Source organism: Pedobacter gandavensis (assembly GCF_032678465.1).
In the GTDB taxonomy this organism is placed as follows: domain Bacteria; phylum Bacteroidota; class Bacteroidia; order Sphingobacteriales; family Sphingobacteriaceae; genus Pedobacter; species Pedobacter gandavensis_B.
In genome coordinates this window covers 285858-302668 of the sequence record NZ_JAVTSK010000006.1, presented here as the reverse complement: position 1 = coordinate 302668, position 16811 = coordinate 285858, and the positions used below count along the sequence as shown (strand labels likewise).

Below are 16811 nucleotides of genomic sequence, written 5' to 3'. Positions count from 1 at the left end.
CTAAAATATATACGATAAATTTTTTCCACAATGCGCCTGAATGGCGCATTTTTTATTAAATTCGCAAGGTTATAAGAATACCACGTTTAAATCGTTCTTAGGGAACATTACTATTTATGGCAGAAGATTTAGAAAATCAAGAAAACGACAAAATAATAAAAATCAATATTGACGAGCAGATGAAATCCGCTTACATCGATTATTCGATGTCGGTTATTGTATCAAGGGCTTTACCTGATGTTCGTGATGGATTAAAACCAGTTCACCGCCGGGTTTTATACGGGATGCTGGATCTGGGACTTGCAAACAACAAACCTTATAAAAAATCTGCCCGTATTGTTGGGGAGGTATTAGGTAAGTATCACCCACATGGTGATGCCTCTGTATATAATACCATGGTGAGGATGGCTCAGGAATGGAGCTTAAGATACCTGATGGTAGAAGGACAAGGTAACTTTGGATCGATTGATGGTGACTCTCCGGCAGCAATGCGTTATACGGAGGCCCGTTTCCAAAAGATCGCAGAAGATATGCTTGCCGATATCAATAAAGATACGGTAGATTTCCAACTTAACTTTGACGATTCCCTGCAGGAGCCTACGGTTCTTCCGGCAAAAGTTCCAAACTTACTGATCAATGGTTCTTCTGGTATTGCGGTTGGTATGGCAACGAATATGCCTCCACACAATATTACTGAGGTTATTAATGGAACCATTGCCTATATCGAAAATAAAGAAATCACTGTAGCTGAATTAATGAAGCACATAAAGGCACCTGATTTTCCTACAGGAGCAATTATTTATGGCTATACAGGTGTTCAGGAAGCTTTTGAAACTGGTAGAGGCCGTATTGTAATGCGCGCTAAAGCGGAAATTGAAACAAATAAAGACCGTGAAACCATTATCGTTACAGAAATTCCGTATCAGGTAAATAAAGCGATGATGATTGAGCGTACCGCTGAACTGGTAGGTGAGAAAAAAATCGAAGGTATTTCGAATATTAAAGATGAATCCAACAAGGATGGTATCCGTATCGTTTATGAAATAAAACGTGATGCGAATGCATCAATTGTATTGAATAACCTATTCAAACAGACAGCTTTACAAACCTCATTCAGTGTAAATAACATTGCCTTGGTGAATGGTAGACCGCAGATGCTGAACGTGAAAGATTTGATTCGTCATTTCGTTGACCACAGACATGATGTGGTCGTGAGAAGAACGAAATTCGAATTGGCAGAAGCGAAGAAAAGAGCGCATATTCTAGAAGGTTTATTAATTGCTTTAGATCATATTGAAGAAGTAATTAAATTGATCCGTAGTTCTGAGACTCCTGAAGAAGCAAGAACTGGATTAATGGAGAAATTTGGTTTGAGCGATATTCAAGCCAGAGCGATTCTTGACATGACCTTACGTAGGTTAACAGGTCTGGAGCGTGATAAAATCAAGGATGAATACAATGAGTTAATGAAAACTATTGAATACTTACAATCTATTCTGGATTCAGAAGATTTACGTATGCAAATCATTAAGGAAGAGTTGACGGAGATGATGGAAAAATACGGTGATGAGCGTAGAACTCAAATCGTACATTCTGCGGAAGACATGAGCATGGAAGATTTCATCGAAGATGAAGAGGTAGTGATCACGATTTCACATGAAGGTTATATCAAACGTACACCGGCAACTGAATACCGTACTCAAGGTAGAGGTGGTAAAGGATCTAAAGGTAGTGATTCAAGAAATGAAGATTTCATCGAACATTTATTGATCGCTTCGAACCACAATTATATGTTGTTCTTTACTGAATCAGGACGTTGTTTCTGGTTAAGAGTTTATGAAATTCCAGAAGGATCAAGACTAAGTAAAGGTAGAGCGATTCAGAACATCATCAACATTCCAAAAGAAGAAAAAATCAAAGCATACATTAAGGTAAAGAACTTGAAAGACCAGGAGTATCTGGAAAACAATTACATTATCATGTGTACTAAAAAGGGAACAATTAAGAAAACCTCTTTAGAAGCTTATTCTAGACCACGTGTAAATGGTATCAATGCGATCAACATTAACGAAGGTGACCAACTTCTGGAAGCAAGTTTAACTACAGGATCGAGCGAAATTGTAATGGCTTTACGTTCAGGAAGAGCAATTCGTTTCAATGAAGAGAAAGTGAGACCAATGGGTAGAACTGCAACTGGAGTAAGAGGAGTAACCCTTGCACACGACCAGGATGAGGTTGTTGGCATGATTGCTGTTGATGATCCGGGCGTAACTATTCTGGTAGTTTCAGAAAAAGGTTATGGTAAACGTACTGATATTGAAGATTACCGCGTGACTAACAGAGGTGGTAAAGGTGTTAAAACCATTAGTGTAACGGAAAAAACCGGCGCATTAGTAGCCATTAAGAATGTAACTGATGCAGATGATTTAATGATCATCAACAAATCAGGTATTGTCATCAGAATTGTAGTAAGTGAACTTAGGGTAATGGGAAGAGCAACTCAAGGTGTGCGTCTGATCAACCTGAAAGGAAATGATGAAATCGCTTCTGTAGCTAAGATTGAGCATGAAGACGAAGAAGTTGAAGAAGTTGAAGAAGGAGAAGAAGGTGCTGTTGTGGTAAACGATGCGATCGTTACTGAGGGCGCAGAGGAATCAGAAGAAATCATCGAAGAAGAGTTAGAAGAGGAAGAAGAAGATGAGGAAGCTGAGGACGATACTGAAGAAGAAGAAAATTAAATTTTTGACCCATAAATTAACAAGATGAAAAAAGTACTTTTTAGTATGTTACTTGTAGGTGCTGCCACCTATGCAAATGCGCAAAAAAGTGAAGTAAACGAAGCTAAAAAAGCTTGGACGTTGTTAGCAATTGCTAAAACAACAACTTTAGCAGATAACTTGAAAACGTTAAACGAAGGTTTAGCACATACTGATAAAGCAATTGTTCATGAAAAATCTAAAGACATGCCTGAAGCATGGTCTTACAGAGCTTTATTTGCATCTAGAATTGCATTAGTGGATTCATTAGACCTTAATAATGCTAAAGCAAACCAGAAAATTGCTGAAGAAGCAATCGTGAAGGCAAAAGCTTTAGACACTAAGGGCGCTGAGAAGGATAACATTCAGCAAGCAGAAATTAATGTGGACAATGCTTTGAGAAATCGCGCTATTTTCGCTTATAACAAAAAAGATTTCGCTGCTGCTTTATCGGCTTTCAATGAAGTAACTGCTAAAAATCCAAATGATACCGCTACTTATGTAAATGCAGGTGTGACTGCAAAAGCAGTTGAAAACTATCCTGAAGTAGTTAAAAACTTCAAGAAAGCAATTGATTTAGGTTACAAAGATTCAAAAGTGCTTTATTCTGAGATTGTTAACATTACTTTCGATAAATTAAAGGATACTACAGGTGGTCTGACTATCCTAAAAGAAGCGAGCAGCAAATTTCCTGATGATTCTTATTTCATTGGGTTAGAAACTGACCTTTATATCAAATCTGGCAATATTGCTAAATCTCAGGAGATGTTGAATAAATTAATTGCAAAAGATCCAAAAAATGCAATTTATCAATATCTATTAGGTGACACTTATTACAAACAAGCCTTAGCTTTACAGACAGAGAGAAATAAAATTGATCCTAAAAAAACTAAAGAATTCAACGCAGTTAGTAACAAGATGATCGCTTTAATTGATCAATCAACTCCTTACTATAAAGCAGCTTTAGAATTGGATCCTAAAAATGAGAATGCATTAGAGAACTTGAAAATCATTTATTTATTTAAAGATGACAAGGTAAACTATGAAGCAACCAAGAAAAAATTAGACGCTTTAAGAGGAACACAACCTTAATCAGCGCGTAATAATTCGATTAAAAAGGAGGGGTAATTTTTATCCCTCCTTTTTTTTTATAAGTTTGTAGCTAGAACACCCTTTAGTATGAAAAAGACCCTTTTATTGAATGCTGCTTTCCTAGTTTTATTGAGTGCTGACCATGCTTTTTCGCAAACAAGTCAATTGCAAATTGCGAGAAATAGTGTAGGTAAACTACAACTCGCCATTGCCGACAAAGCAGACGAGAAAAAACAGCTAAGTATACTAGGAGAGGGGGTTAAGGCTGCTGAGGCTGCTCAAAATGATAAAAAAACAAGAAAATGGCCGGAAACCTGGGCGATTAAAGCATACCTAAGTTCTTATGTTGCTATCATTGATACAGATGTGAGCAATTCAGACCGTTATTACAATTTAGCAATTGAAGCCATCGATTCAGCCAAGAGATTAGATAAGTTTCAGGCAAATTCGCAATTAATTTCGGCATCAGTTTACAATGTAAATATCAAGAAACAAGATAAAGGGAATGCTGCTTTTGCAAGTAATGATTTCAGTACAGCTTACGAACTTTTAAAGGAAGTAAGTGATTTTTTTCCGAAAGACACCACCATGGCGATCAATACAGCTCTGTCTGCACAAAATATGCAAGCTTTGGATAAAGCCCTGGTGTATTATAAAAGAGCAAAAGACAACGGAATTAAAAACCCAGCGGTATATCAAAAACTGAGTGGAATTTATTCGTCTAAATTTGAACATGAATTGGCATTGAAATCTTTAGAAGATGGATTAAAAATGAATCCTTACAATGTATTTCTTACCAATGATTATATTAATCTTTTATTGGATACTGAGAAGTATGAAGATGCCATGCGTGTCATAGAATCTACCTTAAAGACGGAGAGTAAAAATAAGTTGCTGTATTTCCTTTACGGATATCTACAGCAAAACAGAGCAAACAACAACACTGCAATTTTAGCCTATAATAAAGCTTTAAGTATTGATGAGAATTATTTTGATGCACTTCATCAACTCGGTATTGCTTATATAAATGCTGCAAACGAATCGTTAAAATCAAAGAAATCTGATGGCCCGTCGTTTACGTCTTATATTAATCGTGCAGAAATCGCTTTACTTCAAGCTCATGAAATCAATCAGAATGACAAATCTACAGTTCAGTTGTTGATTGATATTTATACCCGAAAAAACAGACTGGACAAAGTCCAGGAGCTAAAAGGGAAATTGGAAGAGTTTTAGAAAAGAATTTTAATCAGCTAATAATCACAAGAATACACCATCAAATAGGTGTATCAAAGAATACTACTTAACATAATATTAATTATGAGACTTTAATATAAGTAATGGATTGTTTGGTATTTTGAGAGTCGAGAATCTGTGAACAGATGTGCTTATTCCAGAAATTCTTTTGTTACGAGCACTATTAAAGCAAAAATCTCTGTAAAAATCACTTAAACAAACTTGTTCATTTGTTTGATTTAAAGCTGTTTATATCATGGTCAACCTATACTACACAGGTTGATTTTGCCTCGATCCTGACTCAAATTTTAAAATTCGGGTAATTCGGGCAAAATAAATAGCAAAGCGAGTTTTAAGAATAAAAATCTTGCTCAAAGCTAAATTAAGCAAAAAACTTCACAGATTTTGTTTAGAATTTTCAAGATTAAAATTATTATTAGATATGAGGCAATAAGTCTTAATACTATGGTGTGATTTTGTTATTTTGCATAAAGCAGTTGTTAATGGCACAATTGATGATTGTAAATTTATTTTTACGTTATGTTCAATCGTCCAATCAGAAGTATCCAGGATTTTTTATTAAGTACATATTTTGCTGATGGTCTCCGGATTACCATCGGTGTATTGCTTCCTTCACTTATTCTTGCACAATTTGGCTTACTTCAGTACGGAATGACCTTATCTTTAGGCGCTTTATGTGTTAGTGTTGTGGATACACCTGGTCCGATTGTCCACCGTCGGAATGCCATGATGATCACTACAGGTTTGATTACAATCATATCAATAGTTGTCGGTTTAACCAATAGTAATGTTTATTTCATTGGGACACTGCTATTTATATGTAGTTTCATTTTTTCTATGTTTTTCCTCTATGGTTTAAGGTCTGCAGCCATTGGCACTGCTGCCCTACTGATCATGGTGCTGAGTATTGATGATGTAAGGCCCTGGAAAGAAGTATTGGTATTTGCTTTACTCATTTTTATAGGTAGCATTTGGTACACATTATTGAGCTATTTTGTGTACAGAATCAGACCATTCCGCTTAGTACAACAAACATTAAGTGATTCAATTCATGAAATTAGCGAGTTTTTACGTGCTAAGGCCAGATTCTATCATCAAAATACCGATTATGATGATAATTACGCAAAGCTACTTCAGTTACAGGTACTTGTGCATGAAAAGCAAGATGCTGTAAGGGAAGTGTTGTTCAAAACCCGTGAAATTATCAGGGAATCTACACCTGAGGGACGTTTTCTTTTGCTCGTATTCGTTGATATGGTGGATCTTTTTGAGCAGGTTATGTCGACCTATTATAATTATGAGCAGCTTCATGACCAATTTGATGAGTCTGGTATCTTGGCACATTATGAATCGGTTATTATCAAAATCGCGGAGGAATTAGATGAGATTGCATTTGCTTTAAAAAGTGGTGGTGTTCCTAAAATTCCAACTTCTCTAATTGAGGATGTGGAAACGTTGAGAAATGAAATTACCGCACTCGAAAATAACAATACTGATGGAAAGTACAATACTTTAGGAATCATTGCACTTAAAAACATAGAAGTAAATATCGAAAACATACTTTCCAGAGTAAAAACAATTAATGGTTATTTTAATAAGAAAGAAAAGAAAAATCTAAAACCCAGGGAGATTGATGTGGAAAGGTTTATCACCAGACAGCCTATCGATTTAAAATTACTATTTGAAAACTTCACCTTCACCTCCTCTACTTTCAGACATTCGCTGAGGGTTGCAATAGTGATGTTGATAGGTTTTGTAGTAGCCAGGTTGCTGAATTTTTCACACAGCTACTGGATCTTATTAACTATTCTCGTGATATCTAAACCAGGTTTTAGTCTCACAAAAAAACGAAACTATGAACGGTTGATCGGCACGGTGGTTGGCGCATTTATAGGAATGGGAATTCTAGTGTATATAGAGGATAAACATACCCTATTCGTCATTCTGCTGTTCTGTATGATCGGCTGCTATAGCTTTCAGCGTAAAAATTATGTGGTGAGTGTTTTATTTATGACACCTTATATTCTTGTGCTTTTTGATTTTCTTGGGATGGGTGGATTATCTGTCGCAAGAGAACGCATTTATGATACCTTAATTGGATCTGGAATTGCTTTACTGGCCAGTTATTCCCTATTTCCAAACTGGGAACATCAAAAGCTAAAAGAAGCCATGTTGGCTACCTTAAGGGCTAATATGAATTATTTCGAACAGGTTACATTTCTATATAGCGATGACGCTCATAACATGACCAATTATAAGGTGGCCAGAAAAGAAGTTTATGTAACCACTGCTAATTTAGCTTCACTATTTCAGCGCATGTTTTCCGAGCCTAAGAGTAAGCAATTACTGATGAAGGAGCTACATCAGTTTACGGCTTTAAATCATCTTTTATCATCTTATGTAGCCACGCTCTCCTTATATAACAAGGAGCATTCCTTTAGAATATCGAACTTTGAAGAGCTGAAACCAGTAGTGAATAATACGACCTATTTGATGAATTTATCTCTTGAGGTCTTAGATAAACAAAGTACTACTCTGAGCAATGTGCCCTTGATCAGACAAAATAAAAAGTCAGGAATTTCAGGTATTGACAACAGTGATGACATCATTCATGAACAATTTGACCTGATCCAAAAAGTAGCTTACGATATTTTCAAACTCTGCGAAAAAATTAAAATTTAAAACCATATAGCCATAAAGAATGTTCTAGTGGTATTAAATTTAAATTATGGAAAAAATATATACCGCATCTGTGACGGCAAAAGGTGGCCGTGATGGGCATATTAAGTCCAGCGATGGAACAATAGAATTTGACTTAAGAAAACCAAGGGAAATGGGTGGACAAGGTGGAGCAACAAATCCTGAACAACTATTTGCAGCGGCCTGGGGTCCTTGTTATCTGGGCGCTTTAGGTGCTGTAGCAAATCATGACGGAGTTGATGTTTCTGAAGCAACCGTCGAAGTTCATGTCTCTTTTAATAAAGATGATAATTCCTTTGTTTTATCTGCGGATCTGGATGTTCATATTCCAGGAATTACTACTGAAGAAGCGCAAAAATTGGCAGACAAAGCCCACCGCGCCTGTCCATATTCTAAAGCTACCAGAGGGAATATCGAAACTCGCGTAACTGCGATTTAAATTATATTTCTTGATAAAAAGATCTTGAAATTAATTTTTCAGGATCTTTTTATATTAAGACGGTCTTTAACCCCTCTCCTTTTCTCCCATCAGCTATTGGACCATCCTCAACTCATCGCTGATCATATCCTACTCATTTTAAAAACTTAACAGGTTATTTTTAAATTAAAAACACCTGAAATGCCTGTGATAATTTTGTTTATTCAAAAAGTTACCATATTATTGTCTACTAATTAGATAGACTTTATGTGTGTCGATTGAATATAGCCTTGGTCCTTATGTGCCAGGGTTCAGCAAACAAAATTTTTAGCGCAGGATACTCATGAGTTTAGAAGAAAAAGAAATTACATTAAGCCGAAAAATTAGCGGTTCACAAGAAAAAAAATGGAAGAGAATTGCCTATTTGTGCTTGTTGATTTTAGCTGCCTTATTTATTGGTTATGGAATAGCTTCTTATCTGAGCTACGAATCTGTGCTAGCTTACGGTAATGAGATTTACCTATTAATGGATAAGAATTTCTTATGGATGCTCATGGTTGGATTTCTTGCTCAAATGGTAGACGGAGCTCTGGGCATGGGCTACGGTGTTGTTTCAACAACGTTATTGTTGTCGGGAGGCTTGAATCCTGCAGTAATTTCGGGAAGTATCCATACTGCTGAGATGTTTTCCAGCGGTGCATCAGGCTTTAGTCATTATCGATTTGGCAATGTCAACAAGAAACTTTTCAAGACTTTACTTATCCCTGGTGTTTTAGGCGCAATAACAGGTGCCATTTTACTAGGATATGCTGGCGAAGCTTTCTCTGGTTACATAAGGCCTGTGATATCTGTCTACACCCTGGCATTGGGAATCAAAATATTAACTAATGCATTTAAGGTAAAACCTAAACCGCAGAAAGTGAAACGTGCAGGTTGGTTAGCTGGTGCTGGAGGGTTCCTGGATTCCTTTGGCGGCGGCGGCTGGGGACCTTTAGTCACCTCTACGCTCATTTCAAAAGGACGAACTCCTAAATATGTGATTGGATCAGTCAGTTTAACAGAGTTTTTCGTAACGATGGCCAGTGCAGTCACATTTTTCTTCATTCTTGGTGTAAGTCATTGGCAGTCTATTATTGGATTGCTCATTGGTGGTGTGGTTGCTGCCCCAATCGCTGCACGTTTAGTAGGAAAACTTCCCATTAAGAAGATGTTTATAGGCGTTGCAGTGATCGTCATATTGTCAAGTTTGCGAATCATTTGGACTTCCATTGATAAGATTATTTAAGATGAGATAAGCTTAATTTTTTTGCTTTAAAAAGTAGATTATGCCATACATAATCTAAAATAAAAAGCTCATTAACACTTCATTTTCAAAAGATTAGCTATTTATAAAATAAAAGAATAGATTTGTTCTATTATCAAAATGGCAAACACGCTCAATCTATTTCTGAGGTTCTTTCAAAGGCCACCTCTAGACAAAATGATCATGGAAGATGAAGTTAGTTCTACTAACCTCGACAGGTGTATCACTATCACCAGTCTATTTGTTCCAATCACTTTAATTATCCATCTCTATTTTAGATATGGTAATTTTAAAGTAGGTCCCGAGGAAACGAGTTGGTTAAATGACCTATTCTTTATCAACATGGTGATGGGGCCCCTATGTCTTTTTTTAAGCTTGATTGGACTCTTTCTTAAATTTACGCAAAGAGAATATTCCCTGATCAGTAAATTATTACCACATCTGGTTTTCTTAGTATTTGCTATTTGTGGTGCACTGTGCTCTATTTTCGGACAGTCATTAGACAATGCCATCATTACTTTTATGCTGGCCTGTGTACTAAATGCCGCAACTATTCTAATCAGACCTTTAAATGCCGGGATTTACTTCCTCATGATTTATTGTTTTTTTTGTTATGGAGTTACCCTCACTCAGCCTAATCAAAACACTATTTTATTCAATGCGATCGACGGACTTTGTGTAATTGGTGTTTCTTTTGTCATATCCTGGGTTTTGTGGAACAATAATATGACCCGTTTTAAGCAGGATCGTCTCATACAATCCCAAAAACAAATATTGGAGTATCAGTATGATAAACTGACCATTGCTAATGAAGAACTGGAAAGTATCAATTCAAGTAAAGATCAGTTTTTCTCTATTTTGGCACATGACCTTCGTGGACCATTAAATTCGGCACTTGCCTTAACTGTTTTTCTGGAAGAAGGTGTATTTGAGGAAGATCCAGAAGAGCGTAATAGAACCTATCACATGTTACAGAACAGCCTAAGTAATAGTGCAAAGCTTTTAGAAAATGTATTGTTATGGTCTACTAATCAAGCTGGAATCATGAATTTTAAACCCCGTATTTTAGATGTTTATGAGACCTTGAAATCCAGCATAGAAGTATTAAAGATCGTTGCTGCCCAGAAAAATATTGAAATTATCAATTATGTTCCTGAGAAAATTCTGATTTCAGCCGATGTTGATATGATTCACACCGTGTTTAGAAACCTATTGTCCAATGCGATTAAATTCACTCCAAATTTCGGTAGCGTAGAAATACATGCAGAAATCACCAATCAATCCGTCCGAATTTCTGTGATTGATTTTGGAGTAGGAATGAACATCAAAACATTGAATAATCTGTTCCGTATTGAAAAGAAGATGCCTGGTAGAGGCACGAATAATGAAAGTGGAACTGGCTTGGGGCTAGTGTTATGTAAAGATTTTATTGAAAAGCATGAAGGAAGCATAGTTGTGGAAAGTAAAGAGAATGAAGGAAGCAAATTTATTATAACTTTACCTGGCCGAACCTAAACTATTAATTGATGACTCCCGCTTTCAAACAGCATTTTTCTCAAACCTTTTCTAATTATCGATGGCTACTTCACCTTATATTCTGGACCATATTTGTTGGTTTGGCCTTATTAATTTTCAGTAGAAGTGGATTTTTTAACAGTCCAAGATTCCCTAAACCATTTCCAGTAGTATTTCTCAGCACATTTTGTCTGACTATATTTTTGCAATCCTATACATTTTTGCTTTTCATCATCCCATTAAATAAGAAGGAAAAGAAGTATGTTTTTTGGCTATGTTTTCCACTTGTTTTTTTAAGCTGGTTTATTTTAAATATTAGCATCATAAAATTAACCATCAATGCAATTCCTGCAATGAGTGTTAAACCAGAATTTAGCTTCCAGATTCTCCTGGAAAAGCATTTTATGCTTTATATGTTCATTTCAACTGTGTTTATTGCTTTTTATTATTTCATTGACATTTATGACCGGCAAAAGGAAATTAAGCGTTTGGAGCACTTTAAATCTGAAAAGATTGAATTGGAAAGCCGGTTTTTAAAGTCGCAGGTCAACCCACATTTCCTATTCAATACACTCAATAATATTTATGCCCTCAGTTTAAAGAAATCTGAAAGAACCCCGATCATTATTGAACGATTAGAGTCTTTATTACACTACATGCTATACGAATGTAAAGAAGAACTGGTGAATCTAGACGATGAATTTACTTTTACCAATAGTTATGTGGCACTGGAGAAATTAAGACATAACGAAGAACAATGTACTATAACGACCTCAATTAAAGGACAAACTGAAGGACGTAAGATCGCACCATTATTATTGATTAATTTTTTGGAAAACGCATTCAAACATGGCACTAAAACTAGTTTAGGCAATTCTTGGATTAATATGGAGATTGAAGTATTAGAAAATGAGCTTCATTTTAAATTGCAAAATAGCAAACCTGCACATGCCTCTCCCCAGGTTTTTTCTGAATATCAAGGAGGAATCGGTTTAAAGAATGTTAAGCGACGACTGGAAATTCTATATCCGAGACGTCATAAATTAAATATCAACAATGCTCCTGATTATTTTGAAATCTATCTAATCCTTAATTTTTAACCATGAGCAATCTTGTACAACTTGAGATTAATGAACGTAACCGATGGGTTTATTTTAATAAGTACCGTTGGGTAGCCCATATTGCCTATTGGATATGGGTATTGATTGTTAGTACGTTAATGCGTGCCAAGGGACCAATTACCCCTTCCTTAATTTTCAATCATTTCTTTCTGTCGAATTTATTAATTGCTTCTTTTTTTTATCTCTATTGCTTATACTTTATTCCCTACTTTTTTAAAAGGAATAAGAATTTGCAGTTCTGGTTGTTGGTGATCACTTGTTATTTAACGATAGCTTTTCTTGATATTTTTTTTGGAAGAGCCTTCGTTCACCTCACAGACCCTGTTGAACCCAATACAAACCTGGGCATCTCCCAAATCTATATTGGTAAACTGGCAACCTATCTTCTGAATTTCTTTTTTTTCTCTATTATGCTCTTCTTTATGGAGAAAAATGAAGAAAACAGTACATTGTTAGAGCTGGAAAAAGAAAAGAAAGAAATTGAGCAGGTAAAATTAGACCTATTGAAAAACAATATCAATCCTGACTTCCTGATGAGGTCTTTGCATCAGTTGAAGGAGTCAGCTAAAGTGCCTGAAGAAAGCACGCCTGAGGCTATCCTTACTTTTTCTGACCTGTTGAGATACCGACTTTACCGAGGTCGTCAACTCTATAGTCCTTTGAAAGAAGAGCTATCAGCTTTTCAGTCTTTTGTACATTTTATTAGCCTGGATCAACAACATCACCAGCTTCAACTCAAGTTAGCTATTCAAGGGATAACGAGTGATAAGTACATTGCGCCACTTTCTATTGTTAACCTATTGGAAGTTTTTTGTAAGATCCGGCACGATCATCCCGTTTCATTAGAGGTGATCATTTTAATTGAAACAGATGAATTACACCTGGAAATGCAATATGATTCCAAACCAACAGCTCAGCTTTTAGCTGACCTGGAAGATTATCAAAGTAACTATAGTCAACTTTACGGGGATGCGATCATGCTTTATTATGAACCTAGCGAAAAGGAAGAACCTTTTTTTGTACGCTTAAGTCTTCCTTTAGAGGAAAAGGCGATGATAGCAAAAGAAATGTTGCAGAAAAAGTAAAGAATTACCCAACATAACATCCCTTTATAAGGTAAAAAGCCTTGCTCATGAAAGTTAATTCAGGGCAAGGCTTTTTTACCAGATCATTAACGGGTCTCCCAGGCTTGATTTAAAGCGCCTAAAAATGTTTCCGGTGGTTGTGCACCTGACACCGCCAGTTTCTCATTAAATACAAAGAAAGGTACGCCACGAACCCCAATGGTTTCTGCCGTTTTTTCATCATACCTTACTTCATCGGTAAAACGATCACTATTTAACGTTTCTATAATTTCAGCGGCCTCCAAACCGACAGCAAGGCCAATTGCTGTTAAAGCTTCATGATCATCAATATTTTTCCCATCGGTAAAATGTGCTTTAAACATGGCTTCTTCAATTGCATCACCAAGACCTTTTGTTTTTGCCAGTTGAATTAAGCGATGTGCGTCAAAAGAATTGGCTACAATGGCCTTGTCAAAATTGAAATCAAGCCCTACTTCTGCAGCTGCGTTTGCCACATTTTTATGGGTTTCCGCTGCCCATTCTTTCGACTTTCCATAACGCTCTGCCAGATACTCTTCAGATGTCTTGTCTAATACTGTGACCGCATTTGGATCCAGTTCGAAACTATGCCATTCCACTTCTATTTCTCCCTTGTGATCAAAGTTAGCCAAAGCAGCTTCGAACTTTCTCTTTCCTATGTAGCAAAACGGACACCTTACGTCCGACCAGATGTCAACTTTCATATTAATTATGTTCTATTTTATAAACTGTTGTTTGTGTATAAATCTCACCAGGTCTCAAAATTGTACTTGGAAAAGAAGGAATATTGATTCCATTTGGATGATGTTGTGTTTCTACGCAAAAAGCTTCAAAAGGATGATAAGTTGCTCCGGCTTTGCCATCCTGCACCGTCAAATATTTTGCCGTGTATAGGTGTGCAACAGGTTCAGTAGTATATACAGATAGCTTTAGTCCACTTTTTTCTTCTGAGGTTTCAGACGCAAGCGTAAATTCTCCATATGGCTTATCCAGAACGTAAGTTTGATCATAACCTTCTTCAGGATTCCAATCATGACCAAAGGTCTTACCGCCCAGAAAGTCGTGATTTGTGCCCTCTACCGGGATTAATTTACCAGTTACCACATAATTATCATCCTGTTCCAGATAATTGCTTGCCGGCATTCTATGGAAGTGCTGATCAATCGGACCAAGGTCTGGAGAAAGATTGAAATAACTATGATGCGTTAAGTTGATTGCCGTTGCCTCATCTGTACTCGCTTTATAGTCCAGTCTCAATTCATTATCGTCTGTTAGCTTAAAAGTCAGCTGAATCGTCAGGTTTCCAGGGAAATTTTCTTCTCCCGCCGGACTGATGTATTGTAGTGTCAGACTCGGATCAATCGTAGGCAAAATGGTCCAGACTCTTTTGTCGAAACCGGTATCACCACCATGCAGGCAATCTCCTCCTTTTGCGGTAGATAACTGGTGTACTTTCCCATCTATTTCAAACCTTCCATTTTTAATCCGATTGGCATAACGACCGATGATTGCACCCAAATAAGGGTAGTTTGCTAAGTAATCTTCAGAGATATATCCTTCAAAATCATCAAAACCAAGTACAATATCCTGCTTTTCACCATTTTTATTAGTTACAATGAACTTATTGATGATTGCACCATAGTTGTATATTTTCACATAAGTTCCTTGTGTATTTGTTAACTCAATTCCGAAGACTTCTTTATCGTCAATAAATTTTCCGGTCTTGATTAGCTTTGTTTCCATAAATTGTATATTAGGGCGGTTGTTATTTATAACAATACTATCAATACTTTACTTAAAACAAAAACATTAATTTAAAAAATTACAATGAAAGCGGAATTGACCGAAAAATTCTCAGCGCTATACGGACAAGAACCAAAGGCGAATTACTTTACCCCTGGACGCGTGAACCTGATTGGAGAGCATATTGATTACAATGGTGGATTAGTAATGCCATGCGCGATTACCCTTGGTACCTGGTTGAGTATTGCCCCTAATAACGACCAGGTGATTCGCTTTAAAAGTCTTAACTTCCCTGAGGAGCAAGAGTTTCCATTGCAGGATTCTTATGTTAAAACCGGCCCGGAATGGTACAACTACCCATTGGGTGTATTCCATGAAATTCTAAAAAAACATAAAATTCCTACTGGGTTAGACTTATTGTTTTTCGGTAATATCCCAATTGGATCAGGTCTTTCTTCTTCTGCATCTATTGAGGTGATCATGACCTATGCCTTAAATGATTTCTTCAACTTAGGATATGAAAAACTTGAAATTCCGTTGCTGGCACAGAAAGTAGAAAACGAATTTATCGGTGTGAACTGTGGCATTATGGATCAGTTTGCCGTTGCATTTGGCGAAGAACACAAAGCTTTGGTCTTGAATTGCGACACTTTAAAATACAAACCAGTGGATTGCAACCTTGGTGAATACCGTCTGGCCATTATCAATACCAATAAACCTAGAAAGCTTGCGGAATCAAAATACAATGAACGAGTAGCGGAATGTCAGGCAGCTTTAGCGGCATTAAACCAGGAAATCAAGTTGCACAACCTATGCGAACTTAACGCAGAGAAGTTTGCCTTGCATAGCCAATTGATTACTGATGAAACCGTATTGAAAAGAGCAACGCATGTGATCAAGGAAAACGATCGGGTAAACCTTGCTGCCAAAGCATTGAACGATGGAAATTTACAGGAATTTGGTCGTTTGATGTATGCTTCTCATCAATCTTTGAAAGACCTTTATGAAGTAACAGGAAAAGAATTGGATACTGTTGTGGAGTTTTGCAGTAATTATGAACATGTAATTGGTGCCAGGATGACGGGTGCTGGTTTTGGCGGTTGTGCGATCGCGTTGCTAAAAAAGGGTGAAGAAGAAGATTTTTCTAAAAAACTGAGCGATTTTTATGTAGCACGTGTTGGATATCCGGCATCTATCTATATCAGTGAGATTGGCAATGGCGCTTCGGCAATTTAATCTTATTTTTGCCAACTAGAACAGAATAATAGTCCTTAATGAAGAAATTAAAAACAGACGAGCTAAACCGTGTAGGTGTAGAAGAGTTTAAAGAACAGGAAAAGTTACCGGTTATTGTAGTGCTGGATAATGTGCGAAGTATGCACAATATCGGTTCTGTATTTAGAACTGCAGATGGTTTTGCTATAGAGAAATTATACCTATGTGGTATTACCGCTCAACCTCCACACCGCGAGATAGAGAAAACCGCATTGGGTGCAACGCAATCTGTAGCATGGGCACATTTTGAAACTACATTGGATGCTGTAGCCAGTTTGAGGGAAGATGGATATGAAATCATAGCCATTGAGCAAGCTTCGGGTAGTACCATGTTGAATACTTTTCAACCGGATCAGCAGAAAAAATATGCCCTGATTTTTGGAAACGAAGTGAATGGTGTGAGCGATGAGGTGATGACAAAGATTGATGAATGTATAGAGATTCCTCAATTCGGAACCAAGCATTCCTTTAATATTGTGATCTCTGCTGGGATTGTACTTTGGGATTTCTTTGCTAAATTAAGGTTGTAAA

General features: G+C 36.7%; 13 protein-coding genes. 11 read left to right on the top strand and 2 right to left on the bottom strand.

Annotated features, from left to right (window positions below):
• The first annotated feature begins 116 nt into the window (after nt 1–116).
• The 9 genes from gyrA (at nt 117) to R2Q94_RS13315 (ending at nt 13244) form a co-directional block, all read left to right on the top strand.
• Entirely contained in the window at nt 117–2738 is a 2622-nt protein-coding gene (gene gyrA / locus R2Q94_RS13355) for a DNA gyrase subunit A (protein ID WP_316821965.1), read from the top strand.
• A 24-nt stretch (nt 2739–2762) separates the two neighbouring features.
• Nucleotides 2763–3848 carry a tetratricopeptide repeat protein gene (locus R2Q94_RS13350; protein ID WP_316821964.1) on the top strand — a complete coding sequence of 362 codons (1086 nt, stop codon included), beginning with the start codon at nt 2763–2765 and terminating at the stop codon, nt 3846–3848.
• A gap of 87 nt (nt 3849–3935) precedes the next feature.
• On the top strand, nt 3936–5081 hold the full coding sequence (locus R2Q94_RS13345) for a hypothetical protein (protein WP_316821963.1): 1146 nt from the start codon (nt 3936–3938) through the stop codon (nt 5079–5081).
• A 540-nt stretch (nt 5082–5621) separates the two neighbouring features.
• Nucleotides 5622–7784 (top strand): FUSC family protein, encoded by a 2163-nt coding sequence (locus R2Q94_RS13340; protein WP_316821962.1) that lies wholly within the window; start codon nt 5622–5624, stop codon nt 7782–7784.
• A 46-nt stretch (nt 7785–7830) separates the two neighbouring features.
• Nucleotides 7831–8241 carry an organic hydroperoxide resistance protein gene (locus tag R2Q94_RS13335; RefSeq protein ID WP_316821961.1) on the top strand — a complete coding sequence of 137 codons (411 nt, stop codon included), beginning with the start codon at nt 7831–7833 and terminating at the stop codon, nt 8239–8241.
• Between the two features lie 322 nt (nt 8242–8563).
• Complete coding sequence (locus tag R2Q94_RS13330) at nt 8564–9505, top strand: sulfite exporter TauE/SafE family protein (protein ID WP_316821960.1); 942 nt, start codon at nt 8564–8566, stop codon at nt 9503–9505.
• A gap of 201 nt (nt 9506–9706) precedes the next feature.
• Nucleotides 9707–11038, top strand: a complete 1332-nt coding sequence (locus tag R2Q94_RS13325; protein ID WP_316821959.1) for a HAMP domain-containing sensor histidine kinase — start codon at nt 9707–9709, stop codon at nt 11036–11038.
• A 353-nt stretch (nt 11039–11391) separates the two neighbouring features.
• Nucleotides 11392–12138, top strand: a complete 747-nt coding sequence (locus tag R2Q94_RS13320; protein WP_316821958.1) for a sensor histidine kinase — start codon at nt 11392–11394, stop codon at nt 12136–12138.
• A 2-nt stretch (nt 12139–12140) separates the two neighbouring features.
• Complete coding sequence (locus tag R2Q94_RS13315; protein WP_316821957.1) at nt 12141–13244, top strand: histidine kinase; 1104 nt, start codon at nt 12141–12143, stop codon at nt 13242–13244.
• Nucleotides 13245–13330: 86 nt separating this feature from the next.
• On the opposite strand, the gene R2Q94_RS13310 is transcribed toward R2Q94_RS13315, so the two are convergent.
• Nucleotides 13331–13966, bottom strand: a complete 636-nt coding sequence (locus R2Q94_RS13310; protein WP_316821956.1) for a DsbA family oxidoreductase — start codon at nt 13964–13966, stop codon at nt 13331–13333.
• Nucleotide 13967: 1 nt separating this feature from the next.
• On the bottom strand, nt 13968–15005 hold the full coding sequence (locus R2Q94_RS13305) for an aldose epimerase family protein (protein WP_316821955.1): 1038 nt from the start codon (nt 15003–15005) through the stop codon (nt 13968–13970).
• Between the two features lie 84 nt (nt 15006–15089).
• Between R2Q94_RS13305 and R2Q94_RS13300 the strand changes: the two genes are divergently transcribed.
• Both R2Q94_RS13300 and R2Q94_RS13295 read left to right on the top strand, forming a co-directional pair.
• Nucleotides 15090–16241 (top strand): galactokinase, encoded by a 1152-nt coding sequence (locus R2Q94_RS13300; protein WP_316821954.1) that lies wholly within the window; start codon nt 15090–15092, stop codon nt 16239–16241.
• Nucleotides 16242–16279: 38 nt separating this feature from the next.
• Nucleotides 16280–16810, top strand: a complete 531-nt coding sequence (locus R2Q94_RS13295) for an RNA methyltransferase (protein ID WP_316821953.1) — start codon at nt 16280–16282, stop codon at nt 16808–16810.
• Nucleotide 16811: the final 1 nt, after the last annotated feature.